Source organism: Pseudomonas sp. AM4(2022) (genome assembly GCF_036346515.1).
Taxonomy (GTDB): domain Bacteria; phylum Pseudomonadota; class Gammaproteobacteria; order Pseudomonadales; family Pseudomonadaceae; genus Aquipseudomonas; species Aquipseudomonas paracarnis.
This window is the reverse complement of record NZ_JAOTNW010000006.1, coordinates 20604-37035: the sequence shown is the minus strand read 5'-3', so window position 1 is coordinate 37035 and position 16432 is coordinate 20604. Positions and strand designations below refer to the sequence as shown.

The window sequence follows — 16432 nt, the reverse complement described above, 5'->3', positions numbered from 1 at the left end:
GGCATTCATGATCAAAAGGTATTGTTTGGCATTGCTGATGGGCTTTTTCCTGGGGGGACAGGCAGGCCTGCTTTACGCCGGCGCGCTGGACAATGCTGCGCGCCGTGGCGTGCTTAAGGTCGGCACCACCCCCAATAACGTGCCCTTCGAAATGCTCGATAAGCAGGGGCGCATCGTCGGCTTTGAAATTGACTTGCTCCACGCCATGAGCCGCGCACTGGGTGTAGAACTTGAATTGGTGGCGGTGCCCTACACGGAGTTGCTGCCGGGGCTGATGGCGAACAAGTTTGATCTGATTGGCAGCGGCATGACGGTCACTCAGGAGCGCAACCTCAAGCTCAACTTCAGTGACTCGTTTATCGTGGTGGGCCAGACGGTGCTGCTGCATCCGCGCCTGGGCGGGAGAGTGTCCAGTATTGAAGAACTGGACGATCCCAGTTACCGCGTCGTTGCAACCCAAGGCACCACCGGCGAAGCCGCGGCACAGCGCTTTCTCCTATCAGCGCGGCTCAACAGTGTGGCCAACCCGGAAGAAGGCGTGCGGCAGGTCGTTGAAGGCAAGGCCGATGCTTTTATCCATGATGCGCCCTACAACCTGATCGCGATGAGTCGGCCGCAGAACAGTGCATTGTTGGTACTGGAGCAACCCTTCACCTTTGAGCCTTTGGCGTTCGGCCTGAAAAAAGGCGATTACGACAGCCTCAATTGGATCAACCATTTTCTCAACCAGATCGCCCAGGACGGCACCTACGATCGTCTGCATGACAAGTGGTTCAGGGATACGGCGTGGATAGCCGAGATCGACTGATCGTCATAACTGCTTACACATCAATCCCTAATCGAGAGGCCGCGCGCAAGCGTCTGCGCCTGTGCTTGGCAGGGTCGCTGTCAGTGTTTTCCGACACACGCCGATAACATTTACCGGTGAAACCTTTGTGGCGGACAACGAGTGGGTTAGGATCGCACCCCGAAATGGCGCAGCCCTCTTGTGCGCCCACCTTATAAGAATCGTTCAGGGGTCTTGATGATGAAAAAGTATCTTTCGATGCTGATGCTCGGCGTCACCGCGCTGGTCGCCGCCACCGCGGCCCAGGCCGGCGCCATTGATGAGGCAGTCAAGCGTGGCACGTTGAAGGTCGGCATGGACCCCACCTACATGCCGTTCGAAATGACCGACAAGCGCGGTGAAATCATCGGTTTCGAAGTGGACATCCTCAAGGCTATGGCCAAGTCCATGGGCGTCAAGCTGGAACTGGTGTCCACCGGGTACGACGGCATCATCCCGGCCTTCCTGACCGGCAAGTTCGACATGATTGGCAGCGGCATGACCCTGACCCAGGAACGCAACCTGCGCCTGAACTTCAGCGAACCCTTCATCGTGGTCGGCCAGACGCTGTTGATCCGCAAGGATCTGGAAGGCACCATCAAGTCCTACAAAGACCTGAACGACGAGAAGTACCGCCTGACCTCCAAGCTCGGCACCACCGGTGAGATGGTTGCCAAGAAGCTGATCTCCAAGGCCAAGTACCACGGCTACGACAACGAGCAGGAAGGCGTGCTCGACGTAGTCAACGGCAAGGCTGACGCGTTCGTCTACGACGCACCGTACAACGTGGTGGCCGAGAAGAAAGTCGGGAACGGCAAGCTGGTGTTCCTGGAAGAACCCTTCACCTTTGAACCCCTGGCGTTCGGTTTGAAGAAAGGCGATTACGACAGCATCAACTTCATCAACAACTTCCTGCACCAGATCCGTAACGACGGCACCTACGATCGCATCCATGACAAGTGGTTCAAGAGCTCCGAGTGGCTCAAGGACATGGAATAAGGCCTGACTGGGCACCGCGTCGCGCCCTTCGCGAGCAAGCCCGCTCCCACATTTTGACCGCATTTTCATGTTACAACTCGGTCAAGTGTGGGAGCGGGCTTGCTCGCGAAGGCGGCATGACAGGCGACAAAAAACTGGAAAGTGAAATGAAACAGAAAAAAGCCCAATGGCCCTGGCACCTGCTGACGGTGGTCGTGCTGGTCGGCCTGGCGGGTGCCTTGTATTACGCCACGTCGTTGATGTCTTACGAATGGCGCTGGAACCGCGTCCCCCAATACTTCGCCTATCAAGCCGAGACCTCCCAGCGCGCCGCGGATATTTCCACCGTGGTCGAGTTGGTGCGCAAAGGCGATACGGCCGAAGTCACCCTGCGCAACGACGCCGGAGTGGAGCAAAAGCTCACCGTCGCCGATAACAGCCTGCAAGTGGCGCGCGGCGACGATGTGGCTGAAGGCGATGTGGTCGGCGTGACCCGGCAATGGGCATTGGGGCCGTTGATGTGGGGCTTGTGGACCACGCTGTGGCTGTCGGTGGTGTCCGGCATCCTGGGTTTGGCGATTGGCTTGGCGACCGGGCTGTGCCGGCTGTCGAAAAACCCCACCTTGCGCGATCTGTCGACAATCTACGTCGAGCTGGTGCGGGGCACGCCGCTGCTGGTGCAGATCTTCATTTTCTATTTCTTCATCGGCACGGTGCTCAACCTGTCCCGGGAGTTTGCCGGGATTGCCGCGCTGTCGTTGTTCACGGGTGCCTACGTGGCAGAAATCGTGCGCGCCGGCGTGCAGTCCATCACCCGCGGCCAGGACGAAGCGGCGCGCTCCCTGGGCTTGAGTGCCAGCCAGTCGATGCGTCACGTGGTACTGCCTCAGGCCTTCAAGCGCGTGCTGCCGCCCCTGGCCGGGCAATTTATCAGCCTGGTCAAGGACACCTCACTGGTGTCGGTGATTGCGATTACCGAGTTGCTCAAGAGCGGCCGCGAAGTGATCACCACCTCGTTCTCGCCGTTTGAAATTCTGTTTTGTGTGGCGGGCTTGTACCTGCTGATCAACCTGCCGCTGTCGAAGATGGCCAGCCGGCTTGAGCGGAGGCTCGCCCAAAGTGATTGAAGTGCGCGATCTGGTAAAAGTCTTCGATACCCGTGGGCAGCTGGTGCGCGCGGTGGATCATGTCACCACCCAAGTGGCCAAGGGCGAGGTGCTGGTGGTGATCGGCCCCTCGGGTTCCGGCAAGTCCACCTTCCTGCGCTGCCTTAACGGCTTGGAGGAGTTCGACTCGGGTTCGGTGAGCATCGACGGCCTGCAACTGGCCGACCCTAAAACCGATGTGAATGCCTACCGCCGTGAAGTCGGCATGGTGTTCCAGCACTTCAACCTGTTCCCCCACATGACCGTGCTGGAAAACCTGTGCCTGGCGCAAAAGGTCGTGCGCAAGCGTGGCAAGCAAGAGCGCGAGGCCAAGGCCCTGGCGCTGCTGGAAAAGGTCGGTATTGCGCAGAAGGCCCACGAGTTTCCATCGCGCCTGTCTGGCGGCCAGCAGCAGCGGGTCGCCATTGCCCGAGCCCTGGCCATGGAGCCCAAGGTGATGCTGTTTGACGAGCCCACCTCGGCCCTCGACCCGGAAATGGTCGGTGAAGTGCTCGACGTGATGAAGACCCTGGCCCTGGAAGGCATGACCATGGTTTGCGTCACCCACGAGATGGGCTTTGCGCGGGAAGTGGCAGACCGGGTGTTGTTTTTCGATCACGGCAAACTGCTGGAAGACGCCGCCCCGGCCGAGTTCTTCAATGCGCCAAAAGACCCGCGTGCCCAGGCCTTCCTGCGCCAGGTGCTATGACTGTAGGAGCGAGCTTGCTCGCGAAAAACGTCAACGATAACGCCGCGCACCCTGAATGAACGCGGCGGCCTTGGGTCTTTCGCGAGCAAGCTCGCTCCTACAGTGGTGGTGTTTCAGAGCTTGAACTTGTCGACCAGCGTCTGCAAATCCAGGCTCAACCGCGTCAACTGAACACTCGCCGCTGCCGTTTCTTCACTGGCGGCGGCGGTCTGTTCCGACACGTCCCGCACCTTCAACACACTGCGATTGATCTCCTCGGCCACAGCGCTTTGCTGTTCCGCTGCGGCGGCGATCTGCGGGTTCATTTCCTGGATGATCGACACCGTGCGGGCAATGGCGATCAGGGCGTCGCCGGCGTCGCGGGTCAGGGCGACGCTGTTGTCGGTCAGGTTACGGCTGCTGTCCATGATGTCCGCCACCTGTTGGGTGCCGTTATGCAGGCCGAGGATCAGCCCTTCGATCTCCTCGGCCGATTCCTGAGTGCGTTGGGCCAGGCTGCGCACTTCGTCGGCGACCACCGCAAAGCCTTGGCCGGCAGTGCCCGCACGTGCCGCTTCGATGGCGGCGTTCAGGGCCAGCAGGTTGGTCTGCTGAGAAACAGACTTGATCACGTCCAGCACACTGGCGATCTTCTGGCTCTCCTGTTGCAGCGCGAGCATCGCACGGCCCGACAGCGCCATTTCACTGGCCAGGTTGCCAATCTGCTCCACCGCCTGGGTGACCACCTGCTCACCGGCGCCGGCCTGCTGGTCGGCCTCATTGGCCGCTACCGAGGCGCGTTCGGCGTGGCGCGCCACTTCCTGGGCAGTGGCGAGCATTTCATTCATTGCCGTCGCCACCTGGTCGGTTTCATCTTTCTGCTCGTTGAGCCCGCTGCGGGTCTGCTCGGTGACGGTGGATAACTGCGTGGCCGCTCCGGCGATCTGCCGGGCGCTGTCACCGATACTGCTGATCAGGCTACGCAGGCTGCGAGTCATTTGCCCGATGCTTTGCTGCAATTGGCCGAGTTCGTCGCGACGGTCTACCGGCATGTCATGGCTGAGGTCGCCCTCGGCAACGCGATGGGCGGCGCCAAGGATTTCCCGCAGTGGCACCGCAATCTGTCGGGCGATCCACCAGGCGGCCAGCGCGCCCAATGCCAGGGCTGCCACCGTCACGCTGATCAGCAACGTACGGGTGTGGTCCGCCTCGCTGTTTCGCTTAGTGTTCTGGCTGTGGCTCAGCAGGTTACTGTTCTCGCGCAGGTCATTGAGTTCTTGTTCGAAGCGGTTTTGCACAGTCTCCACGTTGAGCTGGGCTTCCTTGAGCTTGATCAACTGCTCGCGATAGGTGGCCAGGTCGGCCTTGAGCAGGGCTGAATCCACTGGCAGCGCTGTGACAGCGCCTTGCGCGATCTCCAGAGCGTCAAGCGCCTTGCCGATGGCCTCTGCATACATTGCCAGCGATTGCGCGGCCCAGGCGGGGCTCTGGGCGCGATCTTCGGCCAACTCCATGGCCTGACGCAGTTGCTCGATGGCATCGAGGGCCTTTTCGTCGTTCTGGTCAGGCAGGTCACTGGAAAATTGGGCGAGGGTATCGCTGGCTTGCAGGGCGATTTTTTTCAGCACCGAGCGGATGCGCTCGCGCTGTTCGATCAAGGGTGGAAGTTGCGCCAGCGCGGCTTTGAAGTTGCTTGCAAGACGTTTGGCTTCTTCAAGTCGCTGCAGGTCAGCCGGGTCTTTCAGGCGGTTTGAAAGGTCGGCCAGGTGCTGGTCGATCCGCTCAATGTTCGCGGCCATTTTGCCTAGGCTACCGTTGTCTGTCAGGGTGCGGTACACGATGCGGTTGGCGCGCATGGTCTCGGCGTCGACGGCCAATTGACCCAGGGTCGTCAGGCTATTGGATCGGTAAAGCACGGCGTTCAAGGCTTGCCAGCCCGTAGCGGCGATCAGGAAACTGAGGATCAGCACTTGGCCAAAACCCAGGGCGAGCTTGAGGCGGACGCTGGCATTGACCAGCACGCGGGTCAGCCGAGAAAACATGGTGAACCTCCGAATCAGAGAAAGCATTTCGCAACACCTGAAACGCTAATTCGATTCGGGGCCGTGGAGGGCTGATAACTGCGTAGGAAATTTCACAAGTTGCGGCGGCTTTGGTAAGCCGCCGCGTAGGGTAATTCAGACCCGGAAGCGCCCCACCAGGGTCTGCAAGTAGATCCCCAGGCGCGCCAGTTCGGCACTGGATGATGCGGTTTCTTCGCTGGCCGACGAGGTTTGTTCAGAGATGTCGCGCACATTCAACACGCTGCGGTTGATCTCTTCAGCCACGGCGCTTTGTTGCTCGGCGGCGGTGGCGATCTGCGAGTTCATCGCCTGGATGGTCGAGACGGTGCGGGTGATATTGCCCAGCGCGTGGCCGGCGCGGCGCGTCAGCTCAACACTGCTCTCGGTCAGCCCGCGGCTGTTGTCCATGATGGTTGCCACCTGCTGGGTACCACTTTGCAGGCCGACGATCAGTTCTTCGATCTCTTCAGTGGACTTCTGTGTGCGTTGGGCCAGGCTGCGCACCTCGTCGGCCACCACGGCAAAGCCGCGCCCTGCCTCACCAGCACGCGCCGCCTCGATGGCGGCGTTAAGGGCCAGCAGGTTGGTTTGCTGGGCCACGGATTTGATCACGTCGAGCACACTGCCGATCTTGTCGCTTTCGCGCTTGAGTTCACCCATGGCCACCGTGGAATTACCCACCTCGGTGGCCAGGCGCTCGATCTGGGCGATGGCTTCACCCACCACCTGGTCGCCTTCACGGGCTTGCTGGTCGGCAGCCACGGCGGCTTCCGAGGCCTCTTCGGCATTGCGCGCCACTTCTTGCACCGTGGCCGCCATCTCGTTCATGGCGGTGGCGACCTGGTCGGTCTCGACCTTCTGGCTGTTGACCCCGGCGCTGGTTTGTTCGGTCACGGCCGACAACTGCTCGGCGGCGCTGGCGATCTGGGTGACGCCGTCGCTGATCCCGCCGATCAACTCGCGCAGACCTACGGTCATGCTTTGCATGGCACGCTGCAATTGGCCCAGTTCGTCCTGGCGGCCCGATTCCAGGTTGTGGCTCAGGTCGCCGGAGGCCACGCGCTCGGCGACTTTGAGGGTCTGGTTCAGGGGGATGACGATCTGGCGGGTGATGGCCCAGGCTGCGAACAGGCCGAACGCCACCGCCAGTACAGTGGCAAGTAGCAATAAGTACTTGGCCTGGGCCACATCATGGTCGCGCACTGCGGTTTGCGAGGTGGTGAGCTTCTCGCTATGGCCCAACAGGATATCGCCCTGGGCACTTATGATTTTGAGGGCTGCGGCACTGGCCACCTGAGAGTCTCGGTATTGACTGACGGCGGCGCGATAGGCTTGCAGTGAGACACCGGCCTCTTGCAGGTTGGCCTGGTATTGCGCCGGCAGTTGGCCTTGCAGTTCGGTGATTTTCTTCAGGCCATTGTCGATAGCGTCGAGGGCGGGTTGCTCGGCTTCGACCTTGCCGCTGTAGGTGTAACCGCGTACCTGGAAGCGTGCTTGCTGGATCAGCTTGCTCAGGTCAACCACGCTGTTGAACTGGGTGACGCTGTCGCCTTGCAGCAGGCTTTTTTCAATCTCGTTGGTTTTGGCCACGGCATTGTCGGCGGTGTCGCCGAGCTTGCTGCGAGCCCCCTCACGCTTGAGGCCCGCCTGGACCATGGCAGCAAAGGCTTTTTTGTATTGGCTCAACGCTTCCTGTTGCTGTTCGACGAGAGCCTTGTCATTGGGTTGTTCGATTAACTGCGCGGCAGTTTTAAGGCCGTCGTCCAGCTGAGTGATCAGGCTGGTGACTGCGTCGGTGCCTTGCTCGCCACGGCGCATATCGAAGTCCAGGCGGGCCAGGCGCAGGTCTTTGGTCAGGCCATTGAGGCTGGAAATGAAGCCCAGCTTGTCGCCGCGACTGATCACATCCCCCAGGCCGGTCCAGCCGGTAAAGGTGATCAACAGCGTCAGGAGCAACACCAGGCCAAAGCCGACGCTCAGCTTGCGGTTGACGCTTACATTCCCCAACTTCTCGGCTAACCAACGATACATGCTGCGAACTCCCCTGGAACAAGGCTTGGACTTATTCAAAGGCTATCGGCACGGGCGCGGGATTCTGTAGCTATGCACATCTAAACGCCGATGCTGTAGGAGCGAGCTTGCTCGCGAAAAACGCCCACGATAACGCGTGCTTCCTGAGTAAACGCGGCGCCTGTGAGTTTTTCGCGAGCAAGCTCGCTCCTACAGAAGGCGAGATGATCGCTTGATCTGCGGGGGGTTAGAACAGGCGGGCGAGCAGGGCCGTTACGGCGGTTTCGACGCGCAGGATGCGTGCACCCAACTGCACCGGCTGCAAACCAGCCTTGGCCAGCAAGTCCACTTCATAGGGAATCCAGCCGCCTTCCGGGCCGATCGCCAGGGTCACCGGTTCCTCGAGGGCTCGAGGGCAGGCCGGGTAATCGCCCGGATGGCCGATCAGGCCCAAGGTGCCAGCCGCCATGGCCGGCAGACGATCTTCTACAAACGGTTTGAAGCGTTTCTCAATCATGATCTCGGGCAGCACCGTGTCCCGCGCTTGTTCCAGGCCGAGGATCAGTTGCTCGCGCACCGCTTCAGGCTCCAGGAACGGGGTTTGCCAGAAGCTTTTTTCCACCCGGTAGCTGTTGACCAGCACTACCTTGGGCACGCCCATGGCCGCCACCGTTTGCAGCACCCGGCGCAGCATCTTCGGGCGGGGCAGGGCCAGCAGCAAGGTCAGGGGTAGTTTGCTCGGTGGCGGTTGGTCGAAGCTCACTTGCAATTCGGCTTCAGCGGCCTCCAGGCGCAGCAGTTGGGCATTGCCCATCAGCCCGCCAATGCGGCCCACGCGCAGGGTGTCACCGACGGCGACGCGGTGAACTTCCTGCATATGCACCAGGCGCCGATCACGCAGCACTACGCGGTCGGCCGCGATAAAGTCGGCCTCTTCGAGCAACAACAGGTTCACGACTGGGTCGCTGGCGGCTGGTCGTCGTCGGCAGGTGCGTCATCCGGGTGTTCGCCGCGCTTGCTGATCAAGCCGCTGAACAGGATGCCCACTTCGAACAGCATCCACATCGGCACCGCCAGCAAGGTCTGGGAGAAGATGTCCGGCGGCGTGAGGATCATGCCGACCACGAAGCAGCCGATGATCACGTACGGGCGGATCTTCTTCAGGTACTTGACGTCGACCACGCCGATCCACACCAGCAACACCACCGCCACCGGAATTTCGAACGCCACGCCGAAGGCGAAGAACAGCGTCATCACGAAATCGAGGTAGCTGGTGATATCGGTCATCATTTCCACGCCCGCCGGAGTAGCGGCGGCGAAGAACTTGAAGATCAGCGGGAACACCAGGAAGTAGGCGAAGGCCATGCCGGTGTAGAACAGCAGGATGCTCGACACCAGCAACGGCACGGCGATGCGCTTCTCGTGCTTGTACAGGCCCGGCGCGATAAAACCCCAGATCTGATGCAGGATCACCGGGATCGCCAGGAACAGCGAGACCATCATGGTCAGCTTCAAGGGCGTCAGGAACGGCGACGACACATCGGTGGCGATCATCGTCGCGCCCGCCGGCAGGTACTGGCGCAGGGGCGTCGAGACGAAGGTGTAGATCTGCTGGGTAAAGGCGAACAGCCCGGCAAAGATGATGAAGATCGCCGCCACGCAACGCAGCAGGCGGGTACGCAGCTCGGTGAGGTGCGAGACCAGCGGCATGTGCTGGTCGTTTTCCGGTTTATCAGCGCTCATGGGGCTCGCGGCGGCAATGTAGGGTCATGGGGTGCGGGCGACGCAACGGGCGTCGGCGCGGGCGTCGTTGGGGCGGGCGCTGCCGGTGCGGCGTCGGCCACAGGGGCTGGCGCGATGCTGTGCTCGGCCACCGGCGTTACCGGCTTGGCCGGCTCTTGCACCGGGGAAAGAATCTTGCGGGCTTCCTGCTCCAACGAGAGGATGTGCTCGTTGTGCAATTGCCGGCGGATTTCGTCGGCACCGATTTCCCGTTCAACTTCCTGTTTGATCGCGTTAAAACTGCGCTTGAGGCGCCCGATCCACAAGCCGGCGGTGCGTGCGGCACCGGGTAGGCGTTCCGGCCCCAGTACCAGCAGGGCCACCAGGCCGACGAGGAGCAGTTCAGAGAAGCTGATACCAAACATTAGTCAGTGCTCACGAGTCTTTGCGGGTCGGCTCTTGGACCTTTTCAGCCTGCACATCGAAGGTACGGCGCTCGGTGATCGGCTGGGTGGCCTGCGGGTGAACAGGCTGGGCCGGTGGCACCGGGTTGGCGCTTGGCTCGGCTGGCTTTTCATCATCGTTCATGGCTTTGCGAAAGCCCTTGATGGACTCGCCCACATCGGTGCCCAGGTTCTTGAGTTTCTTGGTGCCGAACACCAATACCACCACCACCAGAATGACGATCCAGTGTTTCCAGTCAAAAATGCCCATGCTTCAAATCCTCAAGTCTTAGTTATTCAGGCGGACGGGCGCGACGCCTTCTCGGCGTGTCCGGACAAGCCGAAGCGACGGTCCAGTTCATCCAGCACGGCCTGTGGGTGCTGCCCCAGTTGGGCGAGCATCACCAGGCTATGGAACCACAAGTCTGCGGTCTCATAGATTACATCGCTGTAATCACCGCTGATTTGCGCGTCCTTGGCCGCAATGATGGTCTCGACGGATTCTTCGCCGAGTTTTTCCAGAATCTTGTTCAGACCTTTGTGGTACAGGCTGGCGACGTAGGAGCTGTCGGCATCCGCGCCTTTGCGGTCTTCCAGCACCTGGGCCACACGGTTCAGGGTATCGCTCATGTTCAGTGTCCTGCTGGGTAGATAGCGTGCGGGTCTTTGAGCACCGGCTCCACAACCTTCCACTCGCCATTCTCGAACACGCGATAGAAGCAACTGTGGCGGCCAGTGTGGCAGGCAATGCCGCCGATCTGTTCGACCTTGAGGATCACCACGTCGGCATCGCAGTCCAGGCGCAGCTCATGCAGGATCTGCACGTGCCCCGATTCTTCGCCCTTGCGCCACAGTTTGCCACGCGAACGTGACCAGTAGATGGCGCGCTGCTCAGCGGCGGTGAGGCTCAGGGCCTCGCGGTTCATCCAGGCCATCATCAGCACGCGCCCGGTCTTGTAGTCCTGGGCAATGGCCGGCACCAGGCCGTCACTGTCCCACTTGATCTCATCCAGCCAGTCTTTCATGTTCGGCTCCGGCAATTTGCGACAGTGTATAACCGGATGGGCTATCGACGCACGATCAGATAAACACCCACGGCGACCATGATGCCCGCTGGCCAATGGCCCAGCTGGTTCAATGGCCCACCAATCGCCAGCATCACGCCGCCCACCAGGTGCGCCGCGCCGAGCAGGCGCAGGAACCAGTCGTCCTTGCGCTTGCGCCACGGTGGCTCAGGGTCCTTGGCGTGGGGCTGGGACATGCGCTCCAGCAGGTCGCGGGTCATGTTAGCCAGGTGCGGCAGCTGTTCGAACTGGCTGTGCAGGTTGCCCAGCATGGTTTTGGGGCTCATGCGCTCGCGCATCCAGCGTTCCAGGAAGGGTTGCGCGGTGTTCCACAAGTCGAGGTCCGGGTACAGCTGGCGGCCCAGGCCTTCGATGTTCAGCAGGGTCTTCTGCAACAACACCAACTGCGGTTGTACTTCCATATTGAAGCGCCGCGCGGTCTGGAACAGACGCATCAGTACCTGACCGAAGGAAATATCTTTTAACGGTTTTTCAAAGATCGGCTCGCAGACGGTACGGATAGCCGCCTCGAATTCGTTGAGCTTGGTTTCCGCCGGCACCCAACCCGAATCAATGTGCAACTGCGCCACTCGACGATAGTCGCGCTTGAAGAAGGCAAACAGGTTGCGCGCCAGGTAATCCTGGTCTTCGGGCGTGAGGCTGCCGACGATGCCGCAGTCGATGGCGATGTACTGCGGGCTCCACGGGTTGACGGTGCTGACGAAGATGTTGCCCGGGTGCATGTCGGCGTGGAAGAAACTGTCGCGGAACACTTGGGTGAAGAAGATTTCCACACCGCGCTCGGCCAGCATCTTCATGTCGGTGCGCTGGTCGGCCAGGGTCGCAAGGTCGGTGACCTGCACGCCGTAGATGCGCTCCATCACCAGCACTTTGGGCCGGCACCAGTCCCAATACACCTGCGGCACGTACAGCAGTTGCGAGCCTTCGAAGTTGCGTCGCAATTGGCTGGCATTGGCCGCTTCGCGCAGCAGGTCGAGTTCGTCGTAGATGGTTTTTTCGTAGTCGGCGACCACATCCACCGGGTGCAGCAGGCGCGCGTCGGCGGAAAAGCGTTCGGCCGCGCGGGCCAGGATGAACAGCCACGCCAGGTCTTGGCCGATGATCGGCTTGAGGCCTGGGCGAATGACTTTCACCACCACTTCTTCGCCGGTCTTGAGTTGCGCGGCGTGCACTTGCGCCACTGACGCCGAGGCCAGGGGCTCGACGTCGAAGCGGCTGAACACCTCGCTGATCTTCTGGCCCAGCTGTTCTTCGATCAGCGCCATCGACTGCTGTGAATCGAACGGCGGCACGCGGTCTTGCAGTAGCATCAGTTCGTCGGCGATGTCTTCGGGCAACAGGTCGCGGCGGGTGGAGAGGATTTGCCCGAACTTGATGAAGATAGGCCCCAAATCCTGCAACGCCAGGCGCAGGCTGGCGCCACGGCTCAACGGCGACGGTTTGCGCGGCAACCAGCGCCACGGCAGCACGTAACGCACTGCCAGCAGGAACCATGGTAAAGGCAGGGCAAACAGCAGGTCATCGAGACGGTAGCGGATTACGACGCGCTGGATACGAAACAAACGGCGGACGGCGAGCAGCTTCATGCGTTATCGCTTGGATCAAGGGAACGGCTCAAGCGCTCGAAGCGGGCCTCGAGGCGTTCCAGGTCGATTTTGGCCTTGTCGAGCTCGCGAAAGCGCGCTTGCGCTTCCCGTTGCCCGACCAGGGTGCGCGATTCTTCGCTCAGGTATTCGGCAAGGTTCTGGTTGAGGCTGGCGAACCCTTGCTGGTACCAGCGCGAGCGGCTGCGCAGGTGCCCGCTGATCAACTGGGTGGCGACGGGGCCAATCCAGCGCGACAGTTCGTATTCCCAGTCCAGCTCCAGGTCTTGCAGCACGGCGGCCAGGTCCATCAGCACCGCGCTGTCGCCTTCCAGCTCCACCTCGGGGCTGTGGAGGATGGCGGTTTTGTTGCGGCTCAGTGCCAGGTGCAGCAGGCTTGAGGCTGGTGCACGCAGGGTGCAATCGGCCTCAGCGGCCCATTGAGTGGCGAGCAGCAGGCCTTCATCGCTGGGCAGGATAAACAGCTGCACGGCGGGGCTGCGGCAGTCGACGGCAATGACTTTGCCGGTCAGGTGCGCGAGCCGCGCTAGGGCGGTGCTGTCCAGGCGCAGTACACGGTTGAGGCCGTGCTCGACGCTGGCGAGAAGACCTTGCAGCAGCATCAGGGCTTGATGCCGCGGTGCAGGGCGACGATGCCGGACGTCATGTTGTGGTAGGTCACGCGGTCGAAACCGGCCTCCACCATCATCGACTTCAGGGTTTCCTGGTCCGGGTGCATGCGGATCGATTCGGCCAGGTAGCGGTAGCTTTCGGCGTCATTGGTGATCAGCTTGCCCATCAGAGGCATGAAGGCGAACGAGTAAGTGTCGTAGACCTTGGACATCAGCGCGTTGGTCGGCTTGGAGAATTCCAGCACCAGCAGACGGCCCCCCGGCTTGAGGACGCGCAGCATCGAGCGGATCGCGTCCTCCTTGTGAGTGACGTTGCGCAGACCGAAGGCGATGGTCACGCAGTCGAAATGGTTGTCGGGGAACGGCAGCTTCTCGGCGTCGGCCTGGACGAACTCGATATTGCCGGCCACACCTTTGTCGAGCAGGCGATCGCGGCCGACCTTGAGCATCGAACCGTTGATATCGGCCAAAACCACCTGACCGGTGGGGCCGACCAGTTTGGAGAACTTGGCGGCCAGGTCGCCCGTGCCCCCGGCGATGTCCAGCACCCGGTTGCCGGTGCGTACGCCCGACAACTCGATGGTGAAGCGCTTCCACAGGCGGTGCATGCCGCCGGAGAGCACGTCGTTCATCAGGTCGTACTTGGCCGCCACGGAGTGGAACACCTCAGCGACTTTTTCCGCTTTCTGGCTTTCCGGGACGTTCTTGAAGCCGAAGTGAGTGGTGGGTTCGGCATCGCTGCCTTTGCGCTGATCAGTCATATCGCTGTCACCAAAAGAGAATGCGGGACATGATAATCCCCAAGGCCTACTTTGTCTTGGCAAGGCTGCAGGTAAGATAGGCGCTCATCGAGACCTTTTGCCGCATGGCGGGTGTTCTGAGTCGTTATAAAGAGGAGTCATTGCAATGGCCCGTATTACCGTTGAGCGTGAACATACCCTGGGAAAAGAACAGGCGCGGGCCAAGGCTGAGCAATTGGCGCGCAAACTCGAGGATAAATATGGCGTGGAGTCTTCATGGGCTGGCGACACCCTGAAGCTCAAGCGCTCCGGGGTTAAAGGCACGGTGTTGGTGGCCGATGATTCGCTGCGCATTGATGTGGAACTTGGCCTGTTGATGTCGGCCATGAGTGGCACGATCAAGTCCGAAATCGAAAAAGCCCTGGATAAGGCCCTTGCCTGATACGGCTGGCTTAGGGTGCCGATTCTAATTTTAAACCCTACTTTGTGCCCCAGCCCTCAACTCTTGCGGGCCGTCCGCCACCCAATTCTGTGTGAGGTGCACCATGGCCAAAGTTATTTTGAAGAAAAAAATCGACGTTCAGACCACCCCCTTGAGTGAGGTTAAAAGCTATGCCCGCAAGATCTGGCTGGCGGGTCTTGGCGCCTACGCCAAGGTCGGCAGCGAGGGCGGCGAGTACTTCAAGGAACTCGTTAGAAGCGGCCAACGTGTTGAAAGTAAAGGTAAAAAAGTTGTAGTTGAACAACTTGATGCCGCCAACAGTCAGATTGATCAAGTAAAGAGTAACGTCTCCGGCGTCAGGGGCTTGGTTGAAGTTCAGCTGGATAAAGTTGAAAAAGCTTTTGACACGCGTGTTGCAAGTGCCTTGAATCGAATCGGCATTGCGTCTAAACATGACGTGGAGACACTCTCTGCTAAGCTCGAAGAGCTGACGGCATTGCTCGAACGTGTCGCGCGTAAACACTAAGGAGACATCGGGATGGCTGTTAAAAAGACTACTCAGAAAGAAGGCAGCTCGTGGGTCGGGGAAGTTGAAAAATATTCCCGCAAAATCTGGCTTGCTGGTTTAGGCGTGTACTCGAAGGTTAGCAGTGACGGCGGTAAATACTTCGAGACTCTGGTCAAGGACGGCGAGAAGGCCGAGAAGTTGACCAAGAGCACAGTCGGTAAAAAAGTGGACGCGGCCAAGGCAACTGCCGGTTCCGCCAAGTCGAGCATTTCTGACACCTGGAGCAAGTTGGAAGAAACCTTCGACAAGCGCCTCAATAGTGCTATTTCACGACTGGGCGTACCCAGCAAGGCTGAATTGAAGACGCTGCACAGCAAGGTCGATACCTTGACCAGGCAAATTGAAAAACTGACCGGCGCCAAAGCGGTTCCCGCCAAGACCGCCGCGGCCAAGCCTGCGGCTAAAACAGCCGCTGCAAAACCCGCCGCGAAAACTGCCGCCAAGCCTCTGGTTAAAGCCGCCGCCAAGCCGGCTGCAAAACCCGCTGCCAAAGCGCCAGCCAAAGCCGCTGCGAAACCTGCGGCCAAGCCAGCGGCTAAAACCGCTGCCGCCAAGCCGGCCAGCAAGCCTGCTGCCAAGCCAGTAGCCGCGAAAGTAGCAGCGAAACCTGCGGCTAAACCGGCTGCTGCCAAGTCCGCTGCAAAACCTGCCGCAAAACCTGCCGCCAAACCCGCTGCGGCAAAATCCGCCGCCAAACCAGCAGCAGCGAAACCTGCGGCAAAACCTGCGGTGGCCAAAAAGCCTGCGGCGGCGAAAAAGCCAGCAGCGCCAAAGCCTGCCGTGGCGGCCAAGCCGGCTCCGACTGCTTCTGCAGCCAATTCGGTGTCCGCGCCGCCGCCCACCGCTGCTACCCCCACGGCAACGCCGGTAACCCCGACGCCATCCAGTCAGTCCTGATTTTTGCGGGACAGAAAAATGCCCGGCCTATGAAGGTCGGGCATTTTTTATGGTCCGCAACAATCAGGCGTCGCGAGGCGCTACACCCAGCCCATCAGTTATAAGTGATCGAAACGGTGACGGCACTGGCCAGCGTGCCGTGGGAAATCGCCTCGCCGGTTTTGTGGTAAGCCGCTTTGAGTGGAAGTACCGCCTTGCTGCTGCTCGTGGCAACCGTACGGCTACGCTGGGCCTCAGTACCGTTGGCGGGGATGATGCCTGCGCTGGCCAGCCAAAGAGCGGTGCCGCCCGAAGTTCCCGTATTGGCAAAGAGCTCTGCGTTGCCTGCGGAGGGTGTGCCAGCGAATTGGAAGATCACGTTCTTGACGTCAGAGTCGCAGTCGGCGGCAAGCTCGAAATCGTGTTCTCCTGCTGAGTCGGCACTGTCGAAGTCCGCTACTTTGACCGGTGGCAAGGTAATCGTGCGGTTCACATCGCCAGCGTTGAGATTGCAGGTGCCGGCATTGACCACGCCTTGGAATGTCAGGGTGCCCGTAGCGGCAGCGAGTGCGGCGGGGGCACCCATGCTTGCGGTGATTGCCAATAGCAGGGGCAGTGTAGGTAGACGCAT

Annotated in this window: 19 protein-coding genes and 1 pseudogene; 7 read left to right on the top strand and 13 right to left on the bottom strand. The window is 60.5% G+C overall.

Annotation, left to right across the window (positions count from 1 at the left end; all coding sequences use genetic code 11):
- Positions 1 to 7 precede the first annotated feature (7 nt).
- From ODQ19_RS09965 to ODQ19_RS09950, 4 genes are all read left to right on the top strand, one after another.
- Positions 8 to 808, top strand: a complete 801-nt coding sequence (locus ODQ19_RS09965) for a transporter substrate-binding domain-containing protein (protein WP_330209933.1) — start codon at positions 8 to 10, stop codon at positions 806 to 808.
- Between the two features lie 219 nt (positions 809 to 1027).
- Complete coding sequence (locus tag ODQ19_RS09960) at positions 1028 to 1825, top strand: transporter substrate-binding domain-containing protein (protein ID WP_116666254.1); 798 nt, start codon at positions 1028 to 1030, stop codon at positions 1823 to 1825.
- A gap of 146 nt (positions 1826 to 1971) precedes the next feature.
- Positions 1972 to 2931 carry an amino acid ABC transporter permease gene (locus ODQ19_RS09955; protein ID WP_032893984.1) on the top strand — a complete coding sequence of 320 codons (960 nt, stop codon included), beginning with the start codon at positions 1972 to 1974 and terminating at the stop codon, positions 2929 to 2931.
- Positions 2924 to 3658, top strand: coding sequence for an amino acid ABC transporter ATP-binding protein (locus tag ODQ19_RS09950; protein WP_330209932.1), 735 nt, complete (start codon positions 2924 to 2926; stop codon positions 3656 to 3658). The genes ODQ19_RS09955 and ODQ19_RS09950 overlap by 8 nt, the downstream gene beginning before the upstream one ends.
- 113 nt (positions 3659 to 3771) lie before the next feature.
- On the opposite strand, the gene ODQ19_RS09945 is transcribed toward ODQ19_RS09950, so the two are convergent.
- The 12 genes and pseudogenes from ODQ19_RS09945 to ubiE all read right to left on the bottom strand — a co-directional run bounded on the left by ODQ19_RS09945 (position 3772) and on the right by ubiE (position 13936).
- On the bottom strand, positions 3772 to 5679 hold the full coding sequence (locus tag ODQ19_RS09945) for a HAMP domain-containing methyl-accepting chemotaxis protein (RefSeq protein ID WP_330209931.1): 1908 nt from the start codon (positions 5677 to 5679) through the stop codon (positions 3772 to 3774).
- Positions 5680 to 5814: 135 nt separating this feature from the next.
- Positions 5815 to 6528 (bottom strand): methyl-accepting chemotaxis protein, encoded by a 714-nt coding sequence (locus tag ODQ19_RS28170; RefSeq protein ID WP_370712509.1) that lies wholly within the window; start codon positions 6526 to 6528, stop codon positions 5815 to 5817.
- 144 nt (positions 6529 to 6672) lie between these two features.
- A pseudogene (locus tag ODQ19_RS28165) lies at positions 6673 to 7731 on the bottom strand (methyl-accepting chemotaxis protein); the annotation flags it as partial.
- A 226-nt stretch (positions 7732 to 7957) separates the two neighbouring features.
- On the bottom strand, positions 7958 to 8665 hold the full coding sequence (locus ODQ19_RS09935) for a 16S rRNA (uracil(1498)-N(3))-methyltransferase (protein ID WP_330209929.1): 708 nt from the start codon (positions 8663 to 8665) through the stop codon (positions 7958 to 7960).
- Positions 8662 to 9453 (bottom strand): twin-arginine translocase subunit TatC, encoded by a 792-nt coding sequence (tatC, locus tag ODQ19_RS09930; RefSeq protein WP_116666173.1) that lies wholly within the window; start codon positions 9451 to 9453, stop codon positions 8662 to 8664. Before tatC ends, ODQ19_RS09935 begins: the two co-directional genes overlap by 4 nt.
- Entirely contained in the window at positions 9450 to 9857 is a 408-nt protein-coding gene (gene tatB, locus ODQ19_RS09925) for a Sec-independent protein translocase protein TatB (RefSeq protein WP_003187876.1), read from the bottom strand. Before tatB ends, tatC begins: the two co-directional genes overlap by 4 nt.
- Before the next feature lie 10 nt (positions 9858 to 9867).
- Complete coding sequence (locus tag ODQ19_RS09920) at positions 9868 to 10146, bottom strand: twin-arginine translocase TatA/TatE family subunit (protein ID WP_003187877.1); 279 nt, start codon at positions 10144 to 10146, stop codon at positions 9868 to 9870.
- A gap of 26 nt (positions 10147 to 10172) precedes the next feature.
- Positions 10173 to 10505, bottom strand: a complete 333-nt coding sequence (locus ODQ19_RS09915; protein WP_003187881.1) for a phosphoribosyl-ATP diphosphatase — start codon at positions 10503 to 10505, stop codon at positions 10173 to 10175.
- Between the two features lie 2 nt (positions 10506 to 10507).
- On the bottom strand, positions 10508 to 10900 hold the full coding sequence (gene hisI, locus ODQ19_RS09910; RefSeq protein ID WP_330209928.1) for a phosphoribosyl-AMP cyclohydrolase: 393 nt from the start codon (positions 10898 to 10900) through the stop codon (positions 10508 to 10510).
- Between the two features lie 41 nt (positions 10901 to 10941).
- Positions 10942 to 12546, bottom strand: a complete 1605-nt coding sequence (gene ubiB, locus ODQ19_RS09905; protein ID WP_019820016.1) for a ubiquinone biosynthesis regulatory protein kinase UbiB — start codon at positions 12544 to 12546, stop codon at positions 10942 to 10944.
- Positions 12543 to 13166, bottom strand: a complete 624-nt coding sequence (locus ODQ19_RS09900; protein ID WP_034125561.1) for a ubiquinone biosynthesis accessory factor UbiJ — start codon at positions 13164 to 13166, stop codon at positions 12543 to 12545. Before ODQ19_RS09900 ends, ubiB begins: the two co-directional genes overlap by 4 nt.
- Positions 13166 to 13936 carry a bifunctional demethylmenaquinone methyltransferase/2-methoxy-6-polyprenyl-1,4-benzoquinol methylase UbiE gene (gene ubiE / locus ODQ19_RS09895; protein ID WP_003171186.1) on the bottom strand — a complete coding sequence of 257 codons (771 nt, stop codon included), beginning with the start codon at positions 13934 to 13936 and terminating at the stop codon, positions 13166 to 13168. The genes ODQ19_RS09900 and ubiE overlap by 1 nt, the downstream gene beginning before the upstream one ends.
- Positions 13937 to 14081: 145 nt before the next feature.
- Between ubiE and ODQ19_RS09890 the strand changes: the two genes are divergently transcribed.
- From ODQ19_RS09890 to ODQ19_RS09880, 3 genes are all read left to right on the top strand, one after another.
- Positions 14082 to 14357: a polyhydroxyalkanoic acid system family protein gene (locus ODQ19_RS09890; RefSeq protein WP_034125562.1), complete on the top strand. Its 276-nt coding sequence runs from the start codon at positions 14082 to 14084 to the stop codon at positions 14355 to 14357.
- A 103-nt stretch (positions 14358 to 14460) separates the two neighbouring features.
- Positions 14461 to 14883, top strand: coding sequence for a phasin family protein (locus ODQ19_RS09885; RefSeq protein WP_073524680.1), 423 nt, complete (start codon positions 14461 to 14463; stop codon positions 14881 to 14883).
- A gap of 12 nt (positions 14884 to 14895) precedes the next feature.
- Positions 14896 to 15822 (top strand): phasin family protein, encoded by a 927-nt coding sequence (locus tag ODQ19_RS09880; protein ID WP_330209927.1) that lies wholly within the window; start codon positions 14896 to 14898, stop codon positions 15820 to 15822.
- 94 nt (positions 15823 to 15916) lie between these two features.
- Here ODQ19_RS09880 and ODQ19_RS09875 read toward each other — a convergent pair whose 3' ends face one another.
- On the bottom strand, positions 15917 to 16432 hold the full coding sequence (locus ODQ19_RS09875; protein WP_330209926.1) for a fimbrial protein: 516 nt from the start codon (positions 16430 to 16432) through the stop codon (positions 15917 to 15919).

Excerpts from the sequence above, each read along its gene's own strand:
- ODQ19_RS09965 (WP_330209933.1), top strand. The coding sequence starts at position 8 with ATGATCAAAAGGTATTGTTTGGCATTGCTGATGGGCTTTTTCCTGGGG.
- ODQ19_RS09960 (WP_116666254.1), top strand. The coding sequence starts at position 1,028 with ATGAAAAAGTATCTTTCGATGCTGATGCTCGGCGTCACCGCGCTGGTC.
- ODQ19_RS09955 (WP_032893984.1), top strand. The coding sequence starts at position 1,972 with ATGAAACAGAAAAAAGCCCAATGGCCCTGGCACCTGCTGACGGTGGTC.
- ODQ19_RS09945 (WP_330209931.1), bottom strand. The coding sequence starts at position 5,679 with ATGTTTTCTCGGCTGACCCGCGTGCTGGTCAATGCCAGCGTCCGCCTC.
- ODQ19_RS28170 (WP_370712509.1), bottom strand. The coding sequence starts at position 6,528 with ATGAACGAGATGGCGGCCACGGTGCAAGAAGTGGCGCGCAATGCCGAA.
- tatC (WP_116666173.1), bottom strand. The coding sequence starts at position 9,453 with ATGAGCGCTGATAAACCGGAAAACGACCAGCACATGCCGCTGGTCTCG.
- tatB (WP_003187876.1), bottom strand. The coding sequence starts at position 9,857 with ATGTTTGGTATCAGCTTCTCTGAACTGCTCCTCGTCGGCCTGGTGGCC.
- ODQ19_RS09920 (WP_003187877.1), bottom strand. The coding sequence starts at position 10,146 with ATGGGCATTTTTGACTGGAAACACTGGATCGTCATTCTGGTGGTGGTG.
- ODQ19_RS09915 (WP_003187881.1), bottom strand. The coding sequence starts at position 10,505 with ATGAGCGATACCCTGAACCGTGTGGCCCAGGTGCTGGAAGACCGCAAA.
- hisI (WP_330209928.1), bottom strand. The coding sequence starts at position 10,900 with ATGAAAGACTGGCTGGATGAGATCAAGTGGGACAGTGACGGCCTGGTG.
- ubiB (WP_019820016.1), bottom strand. The coding sequence starts at position 12,546 with ATGAAGCTGCTCGCCGTCCGCCGTTTGTTTCGTATCCAGCGCGTCGTA.
- ODQ19_RS09900 (WP_034125561.1), bottom strand. The coding sequence starts at position 13,166 with ATGCTGCTGCAAGGTCTTCTCGCCAGCGTCGAGCACGGCCTCAACCGT.
- ubiE (WP_003171186.1), bottom strand. The coding sequence starts at position 13,936 with ATGACTGATCAGCGCAAAGGCAGCGATGCCGAACCCACCACTCACTTC.
- ODQ19_RS09890 (WP_034125562.1), top strand. The coding sequence starts at position 14,082 with ATGGCCCGTATTACCGTTGAGCGTGAACATACCCTGGGAAAAGAACAG.
- ODQ19_RS09885 (WP_073524680.1), top strand. The coding sequence starts at position 14,461 with ATGGCCAAAGTTATTTTGAAGAAAAAAATCGACGTTCAGACCACCCCC.
- ODQ19_RS09880 (WP_330209927.1), top strand. The coding sequence starts at position 14,896 with ATGGCTGTTAAAAAGACTACTCAGAAAGAAGGCAGCTCGTGGGTCGGG.
- ODQ19_RS09875 (WP_330209926.1), bottom strand. The coding sequence starts at position 16,432 with ATGCGTCTACCTACACTGCCCCTGCTATTGGCAATCACCGCAAGCATG.